Annotated in this window: 15 protein-coding genes and 1 tRNA gene; 11 read left to right on the top strand and 5 right to left on the bottom strand. The window is 72.2% G+C overall.

Annotated elements, in window-relative coordinates:
* Positions 1-41: 41 nt before the first annotated feature.
* The 5 genes from gltB to V3C34_RS11630 all read left to right on the top strand — a co-directional run bounded on the left by gltB (position 42) and on the right by V3C34_RS11630 (position 8,378).
* Entirely contained in the window at positions 42-4,613 is a 4,572-nt protein-coding gene (gltB, locus tag V3C34_RS11650) for a glutamate synthase large subunit (protein ID WP_346007200.1), read from the top strand.
* Positions 4,606-6,063 carry a glutamate synthase subunit beta gene (locus V3C34_RS11645; protein ID WP_068421233.1) on the top strand — a complete coding sequence of 486 codons (1,458 nt, stop codon included), beginning with the start codon at positions 4,606-4,608 and terminating at the stop codon, positions 6,061-6,063. Before gltB ends, V3C34_RS11645 begins: the two co-directional genes overlap by 8 nt.
* A 75-nt stretch (positions 6,064-6,138) precedes the next feature.
* Positions 6,139-7,623 (top strand): pyruvate kinase, encoded by a 1,485-nt coding sequence (gene pyk / locus V3C34_RS11640; RefSeq protein ID WP_068323671.1) that lies wholly within the window; start codon positions 6,139-6,141, stop codon positions 7,621-7,623.
* Between the two features lie 42 nt (positions 7,624-7,665).
* A tRNA-Leu gene (locus V3C34_RS11635) sits at positions 7,666-7,751 on the top strand.
* 24 nt (positions 7,752-7,775) lie between these two features.
* Positions 7,776-8,378 (top strand): ANTAR domain-containing response regulator, encoded by a 603-nt coding sequence (locus V3C34_RS11630; RefSeq protein WP_068323674.1) that lies wholly within the window; start codon positions 7,776-7,778, stop codon positions 8,376-8,378.
* 21 nt (positions 8,379-8,399) lie between these two features.
* Here V3C34_RS11630 and V3C34_RS11625 read toward each other — a convergent pair whose 3' ends face one another.
* Positions 8,400-9,152, bottom strand: coding sequence for a DUF554 domain-containing protein (locus V3C34_RS11625; RefSeq protein ID WP_082817000.1), 753 nt, complete (start codon positions 9,150-9,152; stop codon positions 8,400-8,402).
* 29 nt (positions 9,153-9,181) lie between these two features.
* The gene (locus V3C34_RS11620) at positions 9,182-9,622 is read right to left on the bottom strand and encodes a hotdog fold thioesterase (RefSeq protein ID WP_068323684.1); all 441 of its coding nucleotides are present in this window, start codon (positions 9,620-9,622) and stop codon (positions 9,182-9,184) included.
* An 85-nt stretch (positions 9,623-9,707) separates the two neighbouring features.
* Between V3C34_RS11620 and polA the strand changes: the two genes are divergently transcribed.
* On the top strand, positions 9,708-12,377 hold the full coding sequence (gene polA / locus V3C34_RS11615) for a DNA polymerase I (protein ID WP_346007199.1): 2,670 nt from the start codon (positions 9,708-9,710) through the stop codon (positions 12,375-12,377).
* A 21-nt stretch (positions 12,378-12,398) separates the two neighbouring features.
* Here polA and V3C34_RS11610 read toward each other — a convergent pair whose 3' ends face one another.
* Positions 12,399-13,439 (bottom strand): NDP-sugar synthase, encoded by a 1,041-nt coding sequence (locus V3C34_RS11610; protein WP_346007198.1) that lies wholly within the window; start codon positions 13,437-13,439, stop codon positions 12,399-12,401.
* Positions 13,388-15,334: an acyltransferase family protein gene (locus V3C34_RS11605; RefSeq protein ID WP_346007197.1), complete on the bottom strand. Its 1,947-nt coding sequence runs from the start codon at positions 15,332-15,334 to the stop codon at positions 13,388-13,390. Before V3C34_RS11605 ends, V3C34_RS11610 begins: the two co-directional genes overlap by 52 nt.
* A gap of 58 nt (positions 15,335-15,392) precedes the next feature.
* On the opposite strand from V3C34_RS11605, the gene V3C34_RS11600 reads away from it, so the two are divergent.
* Both V3C34_RS11600 and V3C34_RS11595 read left to right on the top strand, forming a co-directional pair.
* On the top strand, positions 15,393-15,959 hold the full coding sequence (locus V3C34_RS11600) for a hypothetical protein (protein ID WP_346007196.1): 567 nt from the start codon (positions 15,393-15,395) through the stop codon (positions 15,957-15,959).
* A complete protein-coding gene (locus V3C34_RS11595; protein WP_068323697.1) occupies positions 15,959-16,795 on the top strand; it encodes a class I SAM-dependent methyltransferase in 837 nt (278 codons plus the stop codon). Before V3C34_RS11600 ends, V3C34_RS11595 begins: the two co-directional genes overlap by 1 nt.
* A 19-nt stretch (positions 16,796-16,814) precedes the next feature.
* On the opposite strand, the gene V3C34_RS11590 is transcribed toward V3C34_RS11595, so the two are convergent.
* Positions 16,815-18,056, bottom strand: coding sequence for a hypothetical protein (locus V3C34_RS11590; protein WP_346007195.1), 1,242 nt, complete (start codon positions 18,054-18,056; stop codon positions 16,815-16,817).
* A gap of 196 nt (positions 18,057-18,252) precedes the next feature.
* Here V3C34_RS11590 and V3C34_RS11585 point away from each other — a divergent pair, with 196 nt between their 5' ends.
* Genes V3C34_RS11585 through V3C34_RS11575 form a run of 3 tightly spaced genes read left to right on the top strand, consistent with a single transcriptional unit; the run spans position 18,253 to position 24,400 of the window.
* Positions 18,253-22,452 (top strand): alpha-(1->3)-arabinofuranosyltransferase domain-containing protein, encoded by a 4,200-nt coding sequence (locus tag V3C34_RS11585; protein WP_346007194.1) that lies wholly within the window; start codon positions 18,253-18,255, stop codon positions 22,450-22,452.
* On the top strand, positions 22,449-23,291 hold the full coding sequence (locus V3C34_RS11580) for a glycosyltransferase family A protein (protein ID WP_346007193.1): 843 nt from the start codon (positions 22,449-22,451) through the stop codon (positions 23,289-23,291). The genes V3C34_RS11585 and V3C34_RS11580 overlap by 4 nt, the downstream gene beginning before the upstream one ends.
* Positions 23,288-24,400, top strand: coding sequence for a glycosyltransferase family 4 protein (locus V3C34_RS11575; protein WP_346007192.1), 1,113 nt, complete (start codon positions 23,288-23,290; stop codon positions 24,398-24,400). The genes V3C34_RS11580 and V3C34_RS11575 overlap by 4 nt, the downstream gene beginning before the upstream one ends.
* Positions 24,401-24,407 lie beyond the last annotated feature (7 nt).

Here is a 24,407-nt window from a genome sequence, read left to right as displayed (position 1 = left end):
CCTGACGCGGCAGGTACTTTCGAATCGAGACCCCGAGGACGGTGACCGACGTGACTGACGTGTCCCTCTCCCCCTATGAGCGCTGGTCGGCACTTCCGGCTGACACCGGCCTCTACCGCCGGGACGCCGAAAAGGACGCCTGCGGTGTCGCCATGGTCGCCACGATGCGCGGCCACGCCGGCCACGACATCGTCGACCACGCACTCCTGGCGCTCACCAACCTCGAGCACCGCGGCGCCACCGGCGCCGACCCGCTCGTCGGTGACGGCGCCGGCATCCTGTGCCAGGTCCCGGACCGCTTCTTCCGCGAGGTCGTCGACTTCGACCTGCCGGAGGCCGGCCACTACGCCGTCGGCGCGGCGTACGTCCCGACCGACCCGTCCGAGCGCGACCAGATGGTCCAGCGCATCGAGGCCATCGTCGCCGAGGAGGGCCTGCGGGTCCTCGGCTGGCGCGAGGTGCCGGTGCGCCGCGACATCGTCGGCCAGATGGCCCGCGACTGCATGCCCGACTTCCACCAGCTCTTCGTCGCCGCACCCGGCGGCGAGGTCTCCGGGCTCACGCTCGAGCGACTGGCCTTCGTGACGCGCAAGCGCGCCGAGCGCGAGACGGGCGTGTACTTCGCGTCGATGTCGGCCCGCACGATCGCCTACAAGGGCATGCTCACCACCGCGCAGCTCGAGCCCTTCTACCCGGACCTCTCGGACGAGCGCTTCGAGACCGAGCTCGCGCTCGTGCACTCGCGCTTCTCGACCAACACCTTCCCGAGCTGGCCGCTCAGCCACCCCTTCCGGTTCATCGCGCACAACGGCGAGATCAACACCGTCAAGGGCAACCGCAACTGGATGCGCGCCCGCGAGTCGCTGCTGTCGAGCGACATCATCCCCGGCGACCTGCAGCGGATCATGCCGATCTGCGCGCCCGAGGCGTCGGACTCCGCCTCCTTCGACGAGGTGCTCGAGCTGCTCCACCTCGGTGGCCGCTCCCTGCCGCACTCGGTGCTGATGATGATCCCCGAGGCGTGGGAGAACCACGCGACGATGCCGCAGGAGCTCAAGGACTTCTACGAGTTCCACTCCATGTTCATGGAGCCCTGGGACGGGCCGGCCTGCGTGACCTTCACCGACGGCCGCCTCGTCGGGGCGGTCCTCGACCGCAACGGCCTGCGCCCGGGCCGCTACTGGGTCACCGACGACGGCCTCGTCGTCCTGGCCTCCGAGTCCGGGGTCCTCGACCTCGAGCCGGAGCACGTCGTGCAGAAGGGCCGGCTCACGCCGGGCCGGATGTTCCTCGTCGACACCGGTGAGGGCCGGATCGTCGAGGACGAGGAGATCAAGGGCCGGCTCGCGGCGGAGCACCCCTACGGGGAGTGGCTCGACGAGGGCCGCATCATGCTCGGTGACCTCCCCCCGCGCGAGCACGTCATGCACACGCCATCCTCCGTCGCGCGGCGCCAGCAGACCTTCGGCTACACGCAGGAGGAGCTGAAGATCCTGCTCACCCCGATGGCTGAGAAGGCCATCGAGGCGCTCGGGTCGATGGGGACCGACACCCCCGTGGCGGTCCTGTCGGAGAAGCCGCGGCTGATCTTCGACTACTTCACCCAGATGTTCGCGCAGGTGACCAACCCGCCCCTCGACGCGATCCGCGAGGAGCTCGTCACGGCGCTCGGCACCGCGATCGGCCCCGAGGGCAATGTGCTGGCCCCCGACCCGGACCACGCCCGCCAGGTCGTCCTGCCCTTCCCGGTCATCGACAACGACGAGCTGGCCAAGATCGTCCACATCGACGCCGAACGGGAGCTGCCGGGCAAGGCGAGCTATGTCGTGCGCGGCCTGTACGACGTCACCGGGGGAGAGGAGGCGCTGCGCGCCGCCCTCACCCGCATCTGCGCCGAGGTCTCCGAGGCGATCGCCGACGGCGCCCGCTTCATCGTCCTGTCCGACCGGGACTCCGGCCGTGACCTCGCGCCGATCCCGTCGCTGCTGCTCACGTCCGCGGTCCACCACCACCTCATCCGGGAGAAGACCCGCACGCAGGTCGGCCTCATCGTCGAGACCGGTGACGTGCGCGAGGTGCACCACGTCGCGCTGCTCATCGGCTACGGCGCCGCCGCTGTCAACCCCTACCTCGCCATGGAGTCCGTCGAGGACATGGTCCGGCGCGAGGTCATCACCGGAGTCGACGAGACGACCGCGGTCCGCAACCTCATCAAGGCCCTCGGCAAGGGCGTGCTCAAGGTGATGTCCAAGATGGGCATCTCCACGGTCGCCTCCTACCGCGGTGCGCAGGTGTTCGAGGCCCTCGGCCTGAGCCAGGAGCTCGTCGACGAGTACTTCACCGGCACCGTCTCCCAGCTCGGGGGCGTCGGCCTCGACGTCATCGCGGCGGAGACGGCCGCGCGCCACGCGACGGCCTACCCGCCCGCCGGGATGCGTCCGCCGCACCGCAAGCTCGAGGTCGGTGGCGAGTACAAGTGGCGTCGCGAGGGCGAGCCGCACCTCTTCGACCCCGAGACGGTCTTCCGCCTCCAGCACTCCACCCGGGCGCGGCGCTACGACATCTTCAAGCAGTACACGCAGCGGGTGGACGAGCAGTCCGAGCGCCTCATGACGCTGCGCGGCCTCTTCGCCCTCGCCGACGGGCAGGAGCGTCCCTCCATCCCGATCGACGAGGTGGAGCCGATCAGCGAGATCGTCAAGCGGTTCTCCACGGGCGCGATGAGCTACGGCTCGATCAGCCAGGAGGCTCACGAGACCCTGGCGATCGCCATGAACCGTCTCGGCGCGCGCTCCAACACCGGTGAGGGCGGCGAGGACCTCGACCGCCTCATGGACCCGGAGCGTCGCAGCTCGATCAAGCAGGTCGCCTCGGGGCGCTTCGGCGTCACGTCGGCCTACCTGACCAACAGCGACGACATCCAGATCAAGATGGCGCAGGGCGCCAAGCCGGGCGAAGGGGGGCAGCTCCCGGGCCCCAAGGTGTACCCGTGGGTGGCGGGCACCCGCCACTCGACCCCGGGCGTGGGCCTGATCAGCCCGCCACCGCACCACGACATCTACTCGATCGAGGACCTCGCCCAGCTGATCCACGACCTGAAGAACGCGAACCCGCAGGCGCGGGTCCACGTGAAGCTGGTCAGCGAGATCGGGGTCGGCACCGTGGCGGCGGGCGTCAGCAAGGCTCACGCGGACGTCGTCCTGATCTCCGGTCACGACGGGGGCACCGGCGCCTCGCCGCTCACCTCGCTCAAGCACGCGGGTGGTCCCTGGGAGCTCGGCCTCGCCGCGACCCAGCAGACGCTCGTGCTCAACGGCCTGCGCGACCGCATCGTCGTCCAGGTCGACGGGCAGATCAAGACCGGTCGCGACGTCATCATCGGCGCGCTGCTCGGTGCCGAGGAGTTCGGCTTCGCGACGGCCCCGCTCGTCGTGAGCGGGTGCATCCTCATGCGGGTCTGCCACCTCGACACCTGCCCGGTCGGCATCGCCACGCAGAACCCCGAGCTGCGCTCGCGCTACTCGGGCCAGCCCGAGTTCGTCGAGACCTTCTTCGAGTACATCGCGCAGGAGGTGCGCGAGCTGCTCGCCGAGCTCGGCTTCCGCACGCTCGACGAGGCCGTCGGCCGGGTCGACCTGCTCGACACCCGCAAGGCGATCGACCACTGGAAGGCCTCCGGGCTCGACCTCGGCCCGATCTTCGCCAGGGTGAGCTCCTTCGACGGGTCCGGGGTGCGGCACTCCCGCGCCCAGGAGCACGGTCTCGAGGCCGCGCTCGACCACCAGCTCATCGAGCTGGCGGCCCCGGCGCTCGAGGGCGGCGAGGCGGTCACCGGCGAGTTCGCCGTCCGCAACGTCAACCGCACGGTCGGCACGATGCTCGGTCACGAGGTGACCAAGCGCCACCCCGAGGGCCTGCCCGAGGGGACGATCGAGCTGACCCTCACCGGCTCGGCCGGCCAGAGCCTGGGCGCCTTCCTGCCCCGGGGCATCACGCTCGACATGGTCGGCGACGCCAACGACTACGTCGGCAAGGGCCTCTCGGGTGGTCGCGTCATCGTGCGCCCGCCGCAGGACGCCCGCTACGTCGCCGAGGACAACGTCATCGCCGGCAACGTCATCGGGTACGGCGCCACGTCGGGCCAGCTCTTCCTGCGCGGGATCGTCGGCGAGCGATTCTGCGTCCGCAACTCCGGCGCGACCGCGGTCGTCGAGGGCGTCGGTGACCACGGCTGCGAGTACATGACCGGTGGCACCGTCCTCGTCCTCGGCCCGACGGGCCGCAACTTCGCTGCCGGCATGTCCGGTGGCAACGCCTTCGTGCTCGACCTCGACGAGTCCCTCGTCAACCGCGAGCTCGTCGACGTCACCCCCCTTCGCACCGGTGACCGCGAGGTCGTGCGCGAGCTGCTGACCCAGCACCTCGAGCACACCGACTCCGCGGTGGCCCGGCGCCTGCTGGACGAGGGCGAGGCCGGTCTCGACCGCTTCTCGCTCGTCCTGCCCCGCGACTACCAGCGCGTCCTCGATGTGCGGGCCGACGCCGAGGCCGAGGGCCTCGACGTCGACGGCCCGGAGGTCTGGGACCGGATCATGGAGGCCTCCCGTGGCTGACCCGCACGGATTCCTGACCACCCGAGAGCGTGAGCTGCCCGCCCGTCGCCCCGTCGACGTGCGCATCCGTGACTGGAAGGAGGTCTACGAGGAGCAGCAGACCGGACAGCTGCAGCGCCAGGCCGGCCGGTGCATGGACTGCGGCATCCCGTTCTGCCACTCGGGCTGCCCCCTCGGCAACCTCATCCCGGAGTGGAACGACCTCGCCTGGCGCGGGGACTGGCACGATGCGATCGAACGCCTGCACGCGACCAACAACTTCCCGGAGTTCACCGGTCGTCTCTGCCCGGCGCCCTGCGAGACCGCGTGCGTGCTCGGCATCAACCAGCCGGCCGTGACGATCAAGCAGATCGAGGTGACGACGATCGAGGAGGCCTTCGGCCGCGGTGACGTCCCGCCGCAGATCCCCGATCGCCTCACCGGCAAGACCATCGCCGTCGTCGGCTCCGGCCCGGCCGGTCTGGCCGCCGCGCAGCAGCTGACGCGGGCGGGCCACACCGTCGCTGTCTACGAGCGCGCCGACGCACCGGGCGGCCTGCTGCGGTACGGCATCCCGGAGTTCAAGATGGAAAAGCGCATCCTCGACCGGCGCCTCCAGCAGATGAGGTCCGAGGGCACCCGCTTCCGCTCCGGCGTCGACATCGGCACCGAGATCACCGGGCAGCAGCTGCGGGACCGCTACGACGCGGTCGTGCTCGCCGTCGGGGCCACCGTGCCGCGCGACCTGCCCGTCCCGGGCCGCGAGCTCGAGGGCGTCGTGCAGGCCATGGACTTCCTGCCGCCGGCCAACCGCGTCGCGCTCGGCGAGGAGGTCGAGGACCAGGTGAGCGCCGAGGGCAAGGACGTCATCATCATCGGTGGCGGTGACACCGGGGCCGACTGCCTCGGCACGTCCATCCGCCAGGGCGCCAGGTCCGTCACGAGCCTCGAGATCATGCCCCGGCCGGGCGAGGACCGACCGCAGGACCAGCCCTGGCCGACCTACCCGATGCTCTTCCGCGTCGCCTCCGCGCACGAGGAGGGCGGTGACCGCGTCTACGCGGTGTCGACGACCGAGATCATCGGTGACGACGAGGGCCGGGTCTCCGGCCTGCGCCTCACCGAGGTCCGCCGCGGCGACCGGGGCTTCGAGCCGGTCGAGGGCACCGAGCGGGTGCTGCCGGCCCAGCTCGTCCTGCTCGCCATGGGCTTCCTCGGTCCGGAGCCGGACGGCGTCGTCGCCCAGCTCGGCCTCGAGACCGACGAGCGGTCGAACATCGTGCGCGGCAAGGACTACCAGACCGCTGTCCCGGGCGTCTTCGTCGCCGGTGACGCCGGGCGTGGCCAGTCGCTCATCGTGTGGGCGATCGCCGAGGGCCGCGCCGCGGCCCACGGGGTCGACCGCTACCTCATGGGCGAGTCGCAGCTGCCGCGCCCGGTCGACCCGACGGACCGTCCGGTCGTCGTCTGAGCCCCGGCCGAGGGCGAAGGGGGTGTGACCGCGACGGTGGTCACACCCCCTTCGTCGTCGGCATAGGGTGGAGACATGCGTCGCGCGAAGATCGTCTCCACCCTCGGCCCGTCGACCTCCAGCCCCGAACGCATCCGTGAGCTCGTCACCGCCGGCATGGACGTCGCCCGGCTCAACCTCTCCCACGGCGAGTACGCGGTGCACGAGGCCAACTACCGCAGCGTCCGCGACGCGAGCGACGCGACCGGCCACGCCGTCGGCGTCCTCGTCGACCTGCAGGGGCCGAAGATCCGCACCGGCCGCTTCGCCGACGGACCGATCCACCTGGCGGCCGGCGACCACTTCACGATCACCACCCGTGACGTACCGGGCGACCACCGGGTCGTCGGGACGACCTACCCTGGTCTGGCCGGGGACGTGGGCGCGGGGGACACGATCCTCGTCGACGACGGCAAGATCACCCTGGCCGTCCACGACGTCGACGAGACCGACGTCCACTGCGTCGTCGTCTACGGTGGCCCGCTGTCGGACAACAAGGGCATCAACCTGCCGGGCGCCGCGGTGAGCGCCCCGGCGCTGTCGGACAAGGACGAGCAGGACCTGCGGTGGGCGCTCGGGCTGCGGGCCGACTACATCGCGCTGAGCTTCGTGCGCTCCGCCGACGACATCAACCGGGTGCACGAGATCATGGACGAGGTCGGCGAGCGACTGCCCGTGATCGCCAAGATCGAGAAGCCGCAGGCGGTCGACGCGCTCGAGGAGATCATCGACGCCTTCGACGGCATCATGGTCGCGCGCGGCGACCTCGGCGTCGAGCTGCCCCTGGAGCAGGTCCCGATCGTGCAGAAGCGTGCGGTGGAGCTGTGCCGGCAGAAGGCCAAGCCGGTCATCGTCGCGACCCAGGTGCTCGAGTCGATGATCGAGAACTCGCGCCCCACCCGGGCGGAGGCCTCGGACGCCGCCAACGCGGTGCTCGACGGTGCCGACGCGCTGATGCTCTCCGGCGAGACCGCGGTGGGCAAGTTCCCCATCGAGGTCGTCAAGACGATGTCCAAGATCATCGAGACGACCGAGGAGGAGGGGCTGAGCCGGATGCGCGACCTCATGGCCCCGCCGACGAGCCAGGGGGGTGTCGTCACGGCCGCGGCCGCCGAGGTCGGCGAGGCCCTGGGGGTGAAGTACCTCATCGCCTTCACCCAGCTCGGTGGCTCGGCCCGTCGCCTCGCCCAGGTCCGCTCGGGCCTGCCGATGCTCGCCTTCTCACCCGTGCAGGACACCCGCTCGCAGCTCTCGCTCGTGTGGGGGATGCAGACCTTCCTCACGCCGCCGGTGACGCACACCGACCAGTACGCCCTCATGGTCGACGAGCAGCTGCTCGACCTCGGCTGGTGCCAGGAGGGCGACCACGTGGTCATCGTCGCCGGGTCCCCGCCCGGCGTCCCCGGCTCCACCAACGCGCTGCGGGTGCACCGCATCGGCGACGCCCGCAACAAGACGGCGGCCGCCTACCGCGACGACGCCGAGACGACGAAGGGCGCACTACCCGGCGGGATGGGCTGACGCGACACCCCCGAGCGCTCGGTATGCTTGCCGCGCACTCCGGCCGGGGTGGTGGAATGGCAGACACGGAGCACTCAAAATGCTCTGCCCGCAAGGGCGTGCGGGTTCAAGTCCCGCCCTCGGCACCAGACACGACCGATCGATCACGAAGGATGGACATGGCGGACACCGACGGACAGCAGGGCCAGCGGGTGCTGCTCGCGGAGGACGAGGCGCTCATCCGACTCGACCTCGCGGAGATGCTCACCGACGCCGGCTACGAGGTGGTCGGTCAGGCCAGCAACGGCCAGGAGGCCGTCGAGCTCGCCGAGTCCCTGCAGCCGGACCTGATCATCATGGACGTCAAGATGCCCGTGATGGACGGCCTCACCGCCGCCGAGACCATCGGGGAGCGGCGGATCTGCCCGGTCATCATGCTCACCGCCTTTTCGCAGAAGGAGCTCGTCGAGCGGGCCCGCGACGCCGGAGTCATGGCCTACATCGTCAAGCCCTTCACGGTCTCGGACGTCACCCCCGCGATCGAGGTCGCGACCTCCCGCTGGTCCGAGCTGAAGGCCCTCGAGTCCGAGGTCGCCGACCTCGGCGAGCGCCTCGAGACGCGCAAGTCGGTCGAGAAGGCCAAGGGCGTGCTGATGAAGAAGCTGAAGATCACCGAGGCCGAGGCCTTCCGGTGGATCCAGAAGACGGCGATGGACCGCCGCCTCGGCATGCGCGAGGTCGCCGACGCCGTCGTCGCCGGCATGGACAAGTCCTGACCCGACGGGGCGCCCGCCCCTTCAGCCGAGCGCGACGACGAGCTGCGTGAGCAGCGGTGCCACGACCAGCGCCGGCAGCATGTCCCCGACGGGGATCTGACGGATCTGCAGCAGCCGCAGGGCGATGCCGACGAGCACGAGGCCACCGGTGGCCGTGAGGGCCGCGATGTGCGCCTCCGGCAGCAGGGCGCCGAGGACCACGCCGAGCACGGTGAGCGAGCCCTGGACGACGGCCACGCTCACGGCGGACAGCAGCACGCCCACGCCGAAGGTGGAGGCGAAGGCGAGGGCGGCGAAGCCGTCGAGGACGGACTTGAGGGCCAGCTTGTCGATCCCGCGGCCCAGCCCGTCGTCGAGGCTGCCGAGGATCGTGAGCGGTCCCACGCAGAAGAGCAGGCTGGCCGTGAGCCAGCCCTCGATGAACCGCTCCCTCTCGGCGCCGTCGGTCGGGGAGTGGCCGACCCAGCCCTGCACCCGGCCGGCGAGCGAGCCCAGCCAGCGCTCGACGCCGAGCAGGGACCCGATGACCGACCCGATGAGCAGCGACCCGAGCACGACGAGCACGGGGGCGCTGGACCCCACCGCCGCGGCCAGGTCGGGGGAGAGCACGTCCATCACCGACAGGGCGGCCATGAGCAAGGTCACCAGACCGAGGCAGTCGGTGACGACGGACCGGGTGTGCTCCGGGAGGCGGCCGCCGACGAGCATGCCGAGCCCGGCGCCGACGACGACCGTCAGGACGTTGAGCACCGTCCCCGCGCCGATGAAGTCCACGGGATCCCCCTTCGTCGGTCCGTGGAGCCTCAGACGCCCGGGGGCTGGTCGCGCAGCAGGCAGGTGATCCGGCAGGTGCAGGTGCGACGACCCTCCTCGTCGGTGATGGTGATCTCGTAGCAGGTGGCGGTCCGACCCAGGCTCACGGGCACGGCCGTGCCCGTGACCCAGCCGCTGGCGACCGCACGGTGGTGGGTGGCGTTGATGTCGAGGCCGACGCAGATCTTGCCCAGCCCGGCGGCGTGGATCGCCGACCCGATCGATCCGAGGGTCTCGGCGAGCACGACGCTCGCGCCCCCGTGGAGGATCCCGTAGGGCTGGGTGTTGCCCTCGACGGGCATGCGGGCCACGACCCGGTCGGCCGAGGCCTCGAGGACCTCGATCCCCATCCGCTCGGCGAGGGGGCCGCGGATGCCCCTGAAGTCCTCGGCATCGAGCTGTCCCGGCTGGGGGAGGGAGTCGGTGGTCATGGAGTTCTCCTGGTGGGTCGACGACGTCTGCGGAGCAGCCTGCCACGAGTGAGGGCTGTCCCCCCAAGCGCCTAGGGTGTGGGGCGTGAGTCGACTACTGCTGCTGGATGGACACTCCCTGGCCTACCGGGCCTTCTTCGCCCTCCCCGCGGAGAACTTCTCGACGAGCACGGGACAGCACACCAACGGCGTCTACGGCTTCGTCGCCATGCTGATCAACGTGCTGCGCGACGAGGAGCCCACGCACGTCGCCGTGGCCTTCGACGTCTCGCGGGCGACCTTCCGCAGCGAGGAGTACGCCGAGTACAAGGCCGGTCGCAACGCGACGCCCGACGCCTTCTCGGGGCAGATCCCGCTCCTGCAGGAGGTCCTCGACGCGCTCAACATCGCCCACGTGCAGCTCGAGGGGTTCGAGGCCGACGACATCATCGCCACCCTCGCCACGCAGGGCCGCGAGGCCGGCATGGACGTGCTCATCTGCTCTGGGGACCGCGACACCCTCCAGCTCGTCGACGAGCGCACGACCGTCCTCTACCCGCGCAAGGGCGTCTCCGACCTGGCGCGCATGACGCCGGAGGCGGTGGCCGACAAGTACGGCGTGGGACCCGAGCGCTACAGCGACCTCGCCGCCCTCGTCGGCGAGGCGAGCGACAACCTGCCGGGCGTCCCCGGCGTCGGGCCCAAGACGGCGGCCAAGTGGATCACCGCCCACGGTGACCTGCAGGGGATCGTCGCCCACGTCGACGAGATCCCCGGCAAGGCCGGGCAGTCGCTGCGCGACCACCTCGACCAGGTGCTGCGCAACCGGCGGCTCAACGCCCTCGTGCGGGACGTCGCGCTGCCCCTCGGGGTCGCCGACGTCGAGCGCCGGGAGTGGGACCGGGAGCAGGTCCACACCCTCTTCGACAGCCTCGAGTTCCGCGTCCTGCGCGATCGGCTGTTCGCGACCTTCGACACGGCGCAGACCGAGGTCACCGGCGGCCTCGAGGTCGAGGGCACCATCCTCGCCGAGGGCCAGGTGGCCGGGTGGCTCGCCGAGCACGGCACGGAGCGTCTCGGCCTCGACGTCGTCGGTGAGTGGGGGCGCGGCACCGGCGAGGTCACCGGGCTCGGCCTGGGCACGGCCGACGGGGTCGGGGCGTACGTCGACGTCTCCGGGCTCGGCCCCGAGGACGAGAGCGCGCTGCGCGCGTGGCTCGCCGACACCGACCGGCCCAAGGTGCTGCACGACGCCAAGGGACCGATGCTGGCCCTCGCCGCCTCCGGGCTGCCGCTCGAGGGCCTGGTCGTCGACACCGCGATCGCCGCCTACCTGGTGCGGCCCGACCAGCGCTCCTACGACCTCGCCGACCTCACCGTCCGCCACCTCGGTCGTGACCTCACGGCTGCGGAGGGGGAGTCCGGGGACCAGGGGATGCTCGACTTCTCCGCCGACGACTCGGAGGTCGGCCGCGGGGCCATGACCCGCGCCGTCGCCGCCGTCGAGCTGGCCACCGTCCTCGAGGGCAAGGTCGAGGAGACCGGGGGCACGCGCCTCATGCGTGAGGTCGAGCTGCCGGTCGTCGACGTGCTCGCCCAGATGGAGCGCGCCGGCATCGCCGTGGACGTCGAGGCCCTCCGGGCGCTGGAGTCGGACTTCGCGGACAAGGTCGCGACCGCCCAGGCCGACGCGTGGGCGGCCATCGGTGACGAGCAGATCAACCTCGGCTCGCCCAAGCAGCTGCAGACCGTGCTCTTCGAGACGCTGGCGCTGCCCAAGACCCGCAAGACCAAGACCGGGTACACGACGGACGCCGACGCCCTGGCCGACCTGTACGCCAAGACGGAGCACCCCTTCCTCGAGGCCCTCCTGCGGCACCGTGATGCGACCCGGCTGCGGGTGACCGTCGAGGGACTGCTCAAGTCCGTGGCGGACGACGGTCGCATCCACACGACCTATCAGCAGACGATCGCGGCCACAGGGCGGCTGTCCTCGACCGACCCCAACCTGCAGAACATCCCGATCCGCACCGAGGAGGGGCGGCGGATCCGCGAGGTCTTCGTCGTCGGCGCCGGCCACGAGTCGCTGATGTCCGCCGACTACAGCCAGATCGAGATGCGGGTCATGGCCCACCTCTCGGGCGACGAGGGCCTCATCGAGGCCTTCCGTACCGGAGAGGACCTGCACCGCTTCGTGGGCGCGCGCGTCTTCGGGGTCGAGCCGCAGGACGTCACCCCCGAGATGCGCAGCAAGGTCAAGGCGATGTCCTACGGGCTCGCCTACGGCCTGAGCGCCTTCGGCCTGTCCAAGCAGCTGGGGATCTCCACGGGGGAGGCCACCGGCCTCATGGAGGAGTACTTCGAGCGGTTCGGTGGGGTGCGGGACTACCTCGAGGAGGTCGTCGACCGGGCCCGGGCGACCGGTTACACCGAGACCATGCTCGGGCGGCGTCGCTACCTGCCCGACCTCACGAGCGACAACCGGCAGCGGCGCCAGATGGCCGAGCGCATGGCGCTCAATGCGCCGATCCAGGGCTCCGCCGCCGACATCATGAAGATGGCGATGCTGCGCGTCGACCGGGCGCTCACGGACGGGGGCCTGTCCTCCCGCGTGCTCCTGCAGGTGCACGACGAGCTGGTCATCGAGATCGTCCCCGGCGAGGCCGACGCGGTGGAGGCACTCGTCCGCGAGCAGATGGGCGCCGCCGTCGACATGGACGTCCCGCTCGACGTCTCCGTCGGGCTGGGCCGCAGCTGGCACGAGGCCGCGCACTAGGACGACGGTCCGGGGGGCGGCTCAGTCGGCGGACCCCCCGGTCCCGAGCGCTGCGTCGACGACCTGCGCCCCGGGTCCGACCCGTGCGTCCCGGCCGATGACGCTGCGGATCACGACCGCCCCGGCTGCGACGGTCGCCCCGGGCAGCACGACGGCCGCCTCGAGGCTGGCCCCGGGCCCGATCGAGGCCCGCGGGTGCACGACCGACCCGCCGGCGACGGTGGAGCTCGGGTCGACGTCGGCGTCTGCGGCGACGAGGGCCCCGTGGGTGTCCGATCCGTCGCGCAGCAGCCACGAGGGGCCGTCCCCCAGCACGAGGTCGCGGTTGGCCCGCACGAGGGCGGCCGGCGTGCCGACGTCGAGGAAGTAGGCCTCCTCCCGGTACGCGTGCAGGGCGTCACGGGCCGCCAGCGCCGGGAAGACCTCGTGCTCGAGCGAGAGCACACCCGCCGCGAGCACCTCGAGCAGGGCGGCGCGCACGACGTAGGTGCCGGCGTTGACGATCCGTGACGGCGGGTCGGGGGACTTCTCGACGAAGGCGCGGACGCGACGGCCCTCGGTGAGCACGCTGCCGTACCGACGGGCATCGGGCACCTCGCGGACGTGGACCGAGCCGAGGACCTCCGAGGGGGCTGTGCGCAGGGAGGCGATCTGCGCCGCCAGGTCGTGCCCGGTGAGCAGGTCCCCGTTGAGGACGACGACCTCGTCGGCCCCCGGCAGCGCCCGCAGCGCCCCGCGCAGGCCGCCGCCCGTGCCCCGGGCGGTCTCCTCGACGACGGTGGTGAGGTGCACCCCCTTCGCCCGGAGGGCACGGGTCAGGTCGGTGAAGTCGTCCGCGCGGTACGACGTCGCGAGGACCACGCGGTCCACCCCGACCGCGGACAGGCACGCGACCTGGTGCTCGACGAGCGGGTGGAGACCGACGGGCAGCAGCGGCTTGGGCAGGTCGCGGGTCAGCGGATCCATCCGCCGGCCGAGGCCACCGGCGAGGACGACTGCGTCGAGACGGGCTACGACGGGTCCTCCCCGCGGGAGATCTGCTGCAGCCGGGGAGCCAGCCACCGCCAGAAGATCGGCGCCGACTCGGACGTGAAGTGGATCGAGTCGTCGTACAGGGGCACACCGTTGACCACGTCGTGCACCGTGCCGCCCGGGCAGAGGAGGGAGTGCTGGTCGAGGACCGGGACGTCCTCGCGCTCGGCCCATCCCGCGACGGTGTCGTTGAGCCGCTCGACGTACTCGTCGTCGTTGACCCGGCTGATCTCCTCGCTGCCGAAGGTCGGCATGTCGTGGCAGGCGAGGTTCATCAGCGCGAACTGGCCGCTGCCCGCGGACCTCCTGGCGCGATCGAGCGCGCGCTCGACGAGCTCGACCCACGCGTCGGAGCCGAACTCGACGACCTTGCCGCCGACGAGCCGGTCGCTGACCATCGTCTGGGCCACGAAGAAGACGACGACATCGGGCTCGCCGGTCGGGACATCCTTCGTCCAGCCGTCGCGCCACTCCTGGCAGCCTGCCTGGTCCGGCTGGCGCGAGCCGTCGAAGTAGCGCGGGGCGTCCAGGGGGTCGCAGCCGACGTTGGTGTGGTCGACGAGGCGCAGGTCCGGGTGGTTGGAGGCACGGAAGTTCTCGATGAGGCTCTTGGGGACCGAGTTGCCGATGAAGGTCACGGTCGTCATCCGCCCGTCGGGTCGGTAGACCGGCTGCGCGATGGAGATCTCGTCCGACCCCAGCGGGCTCACGGGGGCGACGGTGCGGGCAGCGGCCGGCAGCGCCAGCGCGCCGATGACGAGCAGGGGCGCGGTGACCCAGCAGGTCACGGCGCCGAGGCGCGGCACCCGGGGGACGAGCGCCCGGATGCCCTGCTTGCGGATGGGCCTCTCGACGAACCGGTAGCTCAGCCACGAGAGGAGCGCGGTGAGCGAGGCCTGGAGGGCCACCCGAGCGGGCGTGGGCCAGGGGAGGACCTGGTCGTTGAGGAAGATGACGATCGGCCAGTGCCACAGGTAGAGGCCGTAGGACACCAGGCCGATGCGGCGCAGCGGCTCCCAGGACAGGACGCGCTGGGCGAGGGAGCTCGAGGGGCTCGTCGCGGCGACCAGCACGATGCAGATGAGCAGGGACAGGACGACGGCCCAGCCCTCGAAGAGGGCGCTCTGGGCACGCCCGGCCCACCAGGAGGCGGAGAGGACGACCGCGAGGGCGGGCAGGGCGAGGCGGCGGCACCAGCGGTCGAGCACGCGCACCCGCTCGCGGTCCACGGCGCCCGGCCCGCCGCTGGTGAAGGCGGCGACGGCGGCGCCGACGAGGAGCTGGTGGGCGCGGGTGTCCGTGCCGTAGTACACGCGGCTCGGGTCGAGCCCCGGGTGGTGCAGGAGCGACATGAGCAGCGCAGAGGCGGCGGCGCCGAGCGCGAGGATGGTCACCAGGGTCGCGCGGCGGCGCACGAGCGCGAGCAGTCCGATGAGCAGGAGGGGGTAGACGAGGTAGAACTGCTCCTCCACGGCGAGGGACCAGGCGTGCCGGACGGGCGAAGGGGAGGCGACCTGACCGAAGTAGGCCTCGTCGCCGAGCACGAAGCGCCAGTTGGCGACGTAGCCGAGCGTGGCGAGGACGTCACCGGCGACATTGCCGGTGCGTCCCGGCAGGGTCAGGAAGGCCGCGGCGAAGAGGACCGCCGCGAGCACGACGAAGAGGGCGGGGAGGAGGCGTCTGGCCCGCGCCATCCAGAAGCCGAGGAGGTCGATCCGGCCCCGTCGCCTGCGGTACTCGGCGAGCAGGAGCGCCGTGATGAGGAACCCGGAGATGACGAAGAAGACGTCGACGCCGAACCAGCCTCCGGGCAGCGCTGCCGGCACCATGTGGTACACGACGACCGAGAGGACGGCGAAGGCCCGCAGGCCGTCGATGGCCGGTCGGTAGGGCAGGGAGGTGTGCGGGTGCGAGGTCGAGGTCATGTCCTGATTCCGGAGGGGGCGCGCCCATTATGCCCAACCCGTGGGTAATATGCGCCGCATGACAGATCACACCGCGGCGATCACTCCCTCCCGGCAGTTCGCCCCTCTGGCGATCATCCTCGGTATCCCCCTGATCTTCGCGGCGATCTACTTCTACACCTCCCCGGTCACGCTCCTCACCGGCGGGGACCAGGGGATCTTCAAGTGCGGGTCCCCGAACTCGCCCAACACCGACGCCAAGAACGTCTGTGACGACCCGGAGGGCATCCAGCGCAACCAGGCGATCTACAGCGGGCTCTCCGGCGCGACCCTGCTGGGCCTCGGCGTCGTGTGGATGGTCCGGGGGGCCTCGCGCGACGAGGAGGAGTGGGACGACGACGGTCCGCGCCGCGGTGGCGACGACGACATCGACCTGCGCGGCGACGGACCCCGCGCTCGTCGTGAGCTGCGCTCCGGCGTGGCCGAGCGCCGCCCCCGCCGCGACGAGACCGACGACGAGGTCGGCGACGACAACCGGTCCGCACGCCGCACCAGCCGTCGGTCCGTCCTGCGCGACGACGACTTCGCCGACCCCGAGCCGCGCCGACGCGGCGACGACGACTGGTCCTCGGACGGCTGGCGCTGATGCGGGTCGAGGACTTCCTCGCCGCGGTCGACCAGGCCTTCGAGGGGGACCCGCGGACGAGCGCTCCGACCGACCCGGTCTTCGCCGAGCTGGCAGACAGGGTCAACGGCTACACCTCGGCCAACGAGCTGGCCGTCCTCAACGCCGCAGCGCGGGTCATGCCCGCCGACGAGTGCTACCTCGAGGTCGGCAGCTACAAGGGGCGCTCGATGTGCGCCGCGGTCCAGGGCGTGGAGGGCAAGGCCTTCTACGTCGTGGAGAACTACCTCGAGTTCGGCATGCAGGGCCGGGAGGCCCGCGCCGAGCTGGAGCACAACCTGCGCACCCACGCCGCCCACGCGGACGTGCGCCTCATCGAGGGCAACTGCTTCTCGCTGCTGCGACGGCCGGGCCTCCTGGACCGTCCGGTGGGTGTCTACTTCTACGACGGTGAGCACACCGGCCTGTCGCACTACCTGGCCCTGGGCATCATCGAGCCCTGGCTCGCCGACGAGGCAGTCATCCTCGTCGACGACGCCTCCTACCCGATGGTGCGCGGCGCCCACGAGGAGTACATCCGACGGCACCCGCAGTGGCGGGTCGAGCGCCGCTGGGACGCCGAGGTCAACGGTGACCCGCGCTGGGCCAACGGGCTGCATGCGCTGAGCTTCCGCCGCGACGCGGCGACGGCGCGGGGCACCGACGAGCCGTGGGACGTGCGGTGGCGCCGGCTGGCCTACCTCTCCTCGCTGGGTCCCGGGCAGAAGGCCGCATGGACGGCCATCCACCGCTTCCCCGAGCTGATCCCGCTCGCGAAGAAGCTCTACCCCTCGAAGAAGGCCAGCTCGATCGACTGACCGTGGGGCTCGGGCTCGGTCAGGCGACCAGGGCCTCGGCCGGGTCCGCACGGGGGAGGGGGGCATCCCCCTTCGGCGTGGTGAGCAGCCCCACCCCCGCGACGACGGCGGCGGTCCCGCCCACGGCGGCGAGGACCTCGTAGGGCGAGTCGTTGAACCACACGAGGACCAGCAGGCTCTGCACCCCGGCCGCCACCCACACGACGACGGTCAGGACGTGGTGACCGCGCGTCATCCCGGTGAAGAGCCACACCTGGACGACCGCCCACAGGGTGCCGATGATCGCGCTCCAGACGAGCAGCGGCTCCGCGTCGGTGAAGGCGGCGCCTCCCGACAGGGCGACGAGCCGGCCCGGGAGCAGCGCGCAGCCCAGCGCGACGACGGTCCCGATGGCCAGGACCCCGGCGGCGGAGCGGTAGACCGTGGCGCGCACCGCGCCGGGCGACCCCTCCGCGAGCCTCGGCACGATCGCCAGGGCGACGAACTGCGTGCCCCAGAAGACGACCTTGCCGAAGAGCGCGGCCAGGGCGTAGGAGCCGCTGTCGTGGTCGGTGAGCACGCTGCGGGCGAGCATGACGTCGACCGACGAGAGCGCCATGAGGCCGGCGAGCGCGAGGTTGCTGCGCACGAGGTCGCGCAGCAGGCCCCGTGCCGACCTGCCACCGGCGAGCTCGTGCCGGGTGAGCAGGAGCGCGCAGCCGAGGGTCGCGACCGAGGCGAGCAGCGTGGCCGCGAAGACCTCGACGACGTCGAAACCGGCGAGCGTCGCGACCACCGCGGCCACGAGTCGTGATCCTGCGGTCACGAGGTAGACGACCGAGAGCCGGCCGAGCAGGCCCCGTCCGAGGAGGACTCCCTGCAGGGCCCCGGTCAGCGTCATCGGGGGCAGCATGAGGGCCAGCCACACGACCGACCACGCGGTGTCGAGGCGCAGCTGGTGGGCGAGCACGGGGGAGAGGGCGATGGTGACGAGCGCCAGCACGCTGCCGACCGCCAGCGCGGAGCGCAGCCCCGTGACGTGGCGGTCGGTCACGCGGTACCGAGCGCCCTGCCGTCGGGCGACGACGAGCTGGTACGCGCCGGCGGGCAGGGCGAGCAGGACGCCGTAGGTGTTGAGTGCTGAGAAGCCGCCGAAGTCGGCCGGGCCGAGCGTGGACGAGACGAGGGCCACGAAGACGTAGCCCATGACATTGGCCAGTCCCATGGAGGCCCCGAGGACGAGACCGGCGACGGGCAGCGCCCGGCGCGCACGTGACGTCATGGGGGTCCTCGGCGGTCGGTGGGGATGACCACACGATGTTACGCCCCGGTAGCAGAAATGCCCCGGTCGGTTAGGATCGGCCGTCCGGCGTGCTGCAGGTTCCACTGGGGCGAGACCGTCGGACGACGCGTCCCGAGAGGAAGAGGTGAGTGTGCGCAGCCGGTTCCGGCTTGACCGCGCGGGCTCCGTGCGGCTGGTGTCCGCACTCCTGCTCCTCCTGCTCGCCGTCGTCGTCTTCGGCAACTCGTGGGGCGTCTTCCAGACCGACATCAAGCCCGAGGTCTACCTCGCCCCGCAGGAGATGCTGCCGCGCTACCTGTCGGCGTGGACCTCCTCGCCCTACCTGGGCTCGCCGAACTTCAACGTGGGGCTCGTCCCGGTCCTCGTCGTCACTGCCGCCCTGCGCGCCGGGGGGCTGGACCCGGAGATGGCCTTCAAGGTCTACCACCTGCTGCTCTGGGCGCTCGCCGCCTGGGGGACCAACCGGTTGCTCCGCACCCTCGTGCCGGGCGCCGGGGCCTGGGCCGGCCTGCTCGCCGGCGTCGCCTACATCGCCAACCCGTACGCGGTGGCCGCGGGAGGCACCCTCGCCATCGCCCTGCCGATGGCCCTGCTGCCGTGGCTGCTCATCGCGATGACCAAGGCCCTGCGTGAGCCGACCAGCTGGGCCTGGCCGGCCGCCGTGGGACTCGTCTTCTTCTGCATGAGCGGGATGAACGTCGGCGTCGTGCCCGTCTACCAGCTGCTCCTCGTCATCCCGCTCGTGCTCCACGTGCGCTCCGAGCAGGGGTTGACGTGGGCCGAGGTCCTGACCGCGCTGGCCAGGAGCGCCCTCTTCGTCGTCCTCGTCTCCGCCTACTGGCTCGTCCCCGGGGCCGCGGCGAGCGACACCGGCTCGCAGATCGTCCAGGGCTCGGAGTCCCTCGACGGCATCGCTCGGGTCAGCTCCTTCGTCGAGGTCCTGCGCGGGCTCGGTCTGTGGTCCTACTACGGCTCCTCCGACGCCGGCCCGTGGATCCCGCAGTACGCGATGTACCTGACGAGCGCCGTGATCGTCCTGCTGACGATGCTCTGGCCTGCTGCCGCGCTCGCCTCCCTGCGGGTCGTCCCGGCCCGGCTGGCCCGCTTCAGCGCCCTGGGCACCGCGATCGTCGCCGTGATCATGGTCGGCCTCTACCCGGGCGGCAACGGCAGCTCGGCCTTCAGCATCGTCCTGCGGTGGCTCTTCGAGCACCTGACGCCCCTCGTCGCCTTCCGCACGACCAACAAGGTCGGGGCCGGCCTCGCCCTCGTCTTCGCGCTCGTCATCGGTCTCGGTCTCGTCCGGCTGCTCCCACGGGTGCTGCGGCGCAACGGCGGTGTCCCGCTCGTGGCCACCCTCGCCACCGGCGTCGTCGTCGCGCTGGTCGCCCCCGCGGTCACGGGCAACCTCTACGTCTCGCCGCTGGACGTCCCCGACTACTGGAAGAGGGCCGCGGCCGCGGCCGACGAGGGGGACGCCAACGGCCGGGTGCTGCTCCTGCCCGGCCAGACGCGCTCCTCCTACCGCTGGAGCCTCGAGCGGCCGGACGACCTGCCCAACTCGCTCATGCAGCGCGATGCCGTCATCCCGGAGACGATCCCCAACACCTCCGCGACCGGTGGCAACTTCCTCGCGGCCCTCGACGCCACCCTGCAGCAGGGCACCGCGGGCAGCCACGAGGTCTCCCCCTTCGCCCGCTACCTCGGGGCCGACCGTGTGCTGCTGCGCCACGACGTCAACTGGGAGGACACCGGGGGTGCCCGCCCCGGCGAGACGGCTCGTGCGCTCGGCGGCGACCCCGGCCTGCGGGGGCTGGCCAACTTCGGCGCCCCGGGTCAGAACATGTTCACCTACGCGGTGCCGCCGGTCTCCCAGGACGAGGCCGTGCTCTCGCCCCTGCAGCTCTACGGCGTCCGGGGGCACCGTGGCGTCGTGCGTGCCACGCCCACCCCCGGCACGGTCGTCGTCGCCGGCGATGCCTGGGCGATCCCACCACTGGCCGAGCAGGGCCTCCTCGACGACACGCCCGCGCTCCGGTACGCGCACGACGTCACCGACGAGCAGCTGCGCGAGGTCCTGCGCGACGGCGGGCGGATGGTGCTCACCGACACCAACCAGCGTCGCGCCGCGATCACCAACCGCCTCACGGCCAACCAGGGCGCCGTCCTCGCCGCCGACGAGACCCCTGCGCTCACCCGCGCGCTCGGCGACGCCCAGGACCAGAGCACCCTCGTGCGTGACGGGGTGCGCGCCACCGCGACGAGCTCCGGCGGGGCCTTCTTCGACCTGCCGCACGGCGTCGCGGAGCACGCCATCGACGGCGACCGGCGGACGTCGTGGCTCTTCGGTGACTTCCAGCGGGCGAAGGGGGAGTCGATCACCCTGCGTCTGCCCCGGGAGCGCCAGCTGGGCCGGGTCCGCATCGACACGACAGCGCTCGGCGGCGTCGAGATCGACAGCCTGCGCGTGGACGCGGGTGAGTCCACCCGCACCGCGAAGGTCGAGGAGGACGGCACGGCCGAGGTCCAGCTCGGCGGCATCACGACCGACCGGGTGAGGATCACCGTCGCCGGGCTGCGGGGGGAGGGCTTCAGCCTCGTGGGCCTGTCCGAGGTCGACCTCGGTGCCGAGGGCCTGGTCGCCGAGCGGACCGTGCGGACGCCGGACACCCTGTCCCGTCTCTACTCCGGCCTCGACGCCCGTGAGCGCTCCGAGTTCGGGCAGACGCCTCTCGACGTGAGCTTCACCCGCGTGGTCAACACCGATGCGCCGACCGACGACTCGGAGCAGGGGTTGCGACGCGACTTCACCCTGCCCGACGACCGCGAGGTCCGGATGGAGGCGCGGGTGCGCGCCACCGGCGACCTCGAGCACCTCGCCGACGAGCTCTCCGGCGCGGCCGACACCTACCGGATGCGTTCCAACCGCACCTACTTCGACGCCCTCGACGTGCGCGCCTCCAAGGCCGCCGACGGCGACCCGCGGACCGCGTGGGTCCCCGGCGGCGACCTGGCCGACGCGTGGTGGGAGGTCACCGGACCGCAGCGCGACCTCGACAGGGTGGCGATCACCCAGGCCCCGGGCCCCGACGACGAGGGCGACACCATGTGGGCCACGCGTGCCCGGGTGCTCGTCGACGGCGAGGAGGTCGCCGACGCCCGGATCGGGCGTGGGAGCACCACCACGATCACGCTCCCCCCGAGGACGAGCGGCCGCACCCTGCGGGTGGCCGTCGACGAGGTCGACGACTCGGACGGCAACCGGCCGCCCCGGTTCACGAGCATCGACACCGGGGTCGAGCTCGAGCAGGGCGAGCAGAGCCGCCCGTGCATCCCCGTCGCGACCATCGACGGCGACCCGGTCCGCATGCGCCCGAGCGACCCCGAGGCGATCGCCGGCCGCGACGGGCCCGCCACGACCTGGCAGGGGTGCGCCGCACAGTCGATCACCTGGGGGGAGCACCGGCTCCGTCCGGTCGACGACATCCAGCTCGACGGGCTCACCCTGCGCGACCGGCAGGGGACCAAGCCGACCGAGACCGTCCCACCGCCCGTCGTCGAGGTCGACCGCACGACGCTCTCCGCGTCCATGACCGTCTCCGTCGGCGCCGCCCGCACGCCGTACTTCCTCACCATCGGCGAGGGGCACGACCCGCGCTGGCGCGCGACGCTCGAGGACGGCACCGACCTCGGCCCGCCCGTCGTCGTCGACGGCTACGCCGCCGGGTGGTACGTCGACGACCTCGCGGCCCACGAGGTGAGCATCGGCTACGGTCCGCAGCGCCGCGCGGACGTCGCGCTGCTCGTGAGCGGGCTCAGCCTGCTCGTCGCGCTCGTGCTCCTCCTGACCCCGCTGGTGCGGCGGCGCGTCGCCGCGGTGCGCACCGAGCGGGAGACCGAGTGGCCCGAGGAGCCGCTCGTCGACCCAGCTGCAGCCGAGACCGCTGCCCCGGCCGAGCAGGCCGCCGTGCCCGAGCCGGTCGTCGCACGCGACCCGCTCCCCTTCGTCGGCCTCGGCCGTGTCCTCGCCGACCGCTCCGGCCGCTCGCGGGTCCTCGTCGAGGTGGGCATCGTCCTCGGCGCCTTCGTCCTCACGGGCATCGGTGGATCCCTCGGGGCGCTGGCTGCGATGCTGCTCGTGCGGCGCCAGGGGCCCCGACCCGGTCGCCTCATCGCGGCGGGCGCGGCGCTGGTCGTCCTCTCGGCGGCCGCCTACCTCGTCCAGGCCGGTCTCGTCGAGGGCACCCTCGGCTCCGTGGACGCCGACACCATCAAGGCCTCCCTCGTCCCGCACCACCTGGCCGGGGCCGGCGTGGTCCTCGCCGTCCTCGGTACCTTCATGCGACCCGACCCTCCCAAGGAGAGCACCACGTGAGCGCGCCCGACCAGCACCCGATCCCGGGGTCGGTGACCGTCGTGGTCCCGACCCGCGACAACATCCGGACCATCGAGGCCTGCCTGCGCTCGGTGACCGAGCAGACGCACCGGCCCCTCGAACTCGTCGTCGTGGACAACCACAGCACCGACGGGACCCGGGAGGTCGCCGAGCGCTACGCCGACCGGGTCATCACCGCCGGCCCCGAGCGCTCCGCCCAGCGCAACACCGGCATCGAGGCCGCGAGCTCCGAGTGGGTCCTCTGGCTCGACAGCGACATGGTGCTGCCGCGACGCACCGTCGCGATGGCGCTCGAGACCGCCTGCGCGACCGGCGCGAGCGGCATCGCCCTGCCGGAGCGGACGATCGGCGAGGGCTTCTGGACCGCCTGCCGCGCCCTCGAGCGCGAGTGCTACCTCGACGACCCGTGGCTGCACAACCCGCGCCTCGTCCGTCGTGAGTACCTGCTCGGGGAGGGCGCCTTCCACACGGACATGTCCGGCCCGGAGGACGCCGACCTGCGGCTGAAGATGCGCGCCTCGGGCGCCGGCATCGAGCTCGCACCGATCATCATCGACCACGACGAGGGCCGCCTCACCGTCCGCGAGGTCCTCAGCAAGCGGTACTACTACGGCCGGAGCATCCCGGCCTTCGCGCAGGAGCACGAGGGTGCCGTCGGTGCCCAGGGCCGGGCCGTGCTGCGCTCCTACGCCCGCAACCACCGTCGGCTCCTCAGGGACCCGGCGCACGCGGCCGGCATGGTGCTCCTGCGCGCGCTGGAGGCGGGCGGCTACGCGCTCGGGGCACGACGCGGCCGCAAGGACCGGGCAGCGACGTGAGCGACGCCCTTCGTCGGATGCTCTGGGTGTCGCTGCCGGACCAGCGACCCCGCCGCGAGCTGTACTGGATGTCCCGGATGCCGGGCACCCACGTGCGCGCGATGGCTCAGCAGGAGCCGGTCGGCGGGATCGACTGGATCCCGAGCACCTACGTGCGGCCGATCAAGCGGTTCGTCGAGGCCGGCGCCCTCGCCCGGGTGCGCGGGCTGCGGGAGCAGGACCCCTCCGAGTACGACTGGGTGGCCTCGCTCGAGCTGTGCTCGCTCGTCACCGGCCAGGCCTCGGGCTGGCGGCGTCGGGCGCGGTCCGCCGGCGCCACCCGTCCGCTCCAGGCGGTCATCACGTGGGAGAACCTGCCCGACCAGCCTCTGTACAAGGTCCCGCCGTACCGTCAGGCGCTGAACTCCTGCCGGGACGCCGACCTGCTGCTGTGCATGGTCGACGCCGCCCGCGACCACCTCCTGGCCAACGACTTCGACGACGAGCTCATCCGCGTCGTCAAGCCCGGCGTCGACATCGGGCTCTTCCACCCCGCCGCCGAGCCGGTGGCCGAGCCGGTCGTGGTCTTCGCCTCGCCCCTCGCCGCCAACAAGGGGATCGACCGCATCCTCGACGCCATGGCGCTCGTGCGCCGACGGGTGCCCGAGGCACGGCTCAAGGTCGCCGGACGCGGTCCGCTCGAGCACCTCGTGCGGACCGCCGCCGACGACCCGCGCACGGGCGTCGAGCTCGTGGGCTCCCTCGACACCGCCGGCGTCGCCGATCTCATGCGCTCCGCCGCGGTCTTCGCCACCGCACCGCGACCGACGTGGAAGTGGACCGAGCAGCTGGGCCTGGCCTACCTGGAGGCCCTGGCCTGCGGCCTGCCGGTGGTCACCACGCGGTGCGGCACCAACGACGAGGCCGTCCAGCCGCCCAACCTGCTCGTCGACGACGACGTCGAGGCCCTCGCGGACGCCCTCGTCGGGTTCCTCGAGGACCCCGACCGGCGTGCCGAGGTGGGGCGCGCCAACCGCGCCCACGTCGTGACGCACCACGACCTCACGGCGCAGTGCGTCGCCATGGGCGACGCCTTCGCCGAGATCGAAGCGCTCCACCGGTCGCGATGAGGACGAA

The organism is Janibacter terrae (assembly GCF_039636765.1).
In the GTDB taxonomy this organism is placed as follows: Bacteria; Actinomycetota; Actinomycetes; order Actinomycetales; family Dermatophilaceae; genus Janibacter; species Janibacter terrae.
This window is presented reverse-complemented; position numbering and strand designations above follow the sequence as displayed.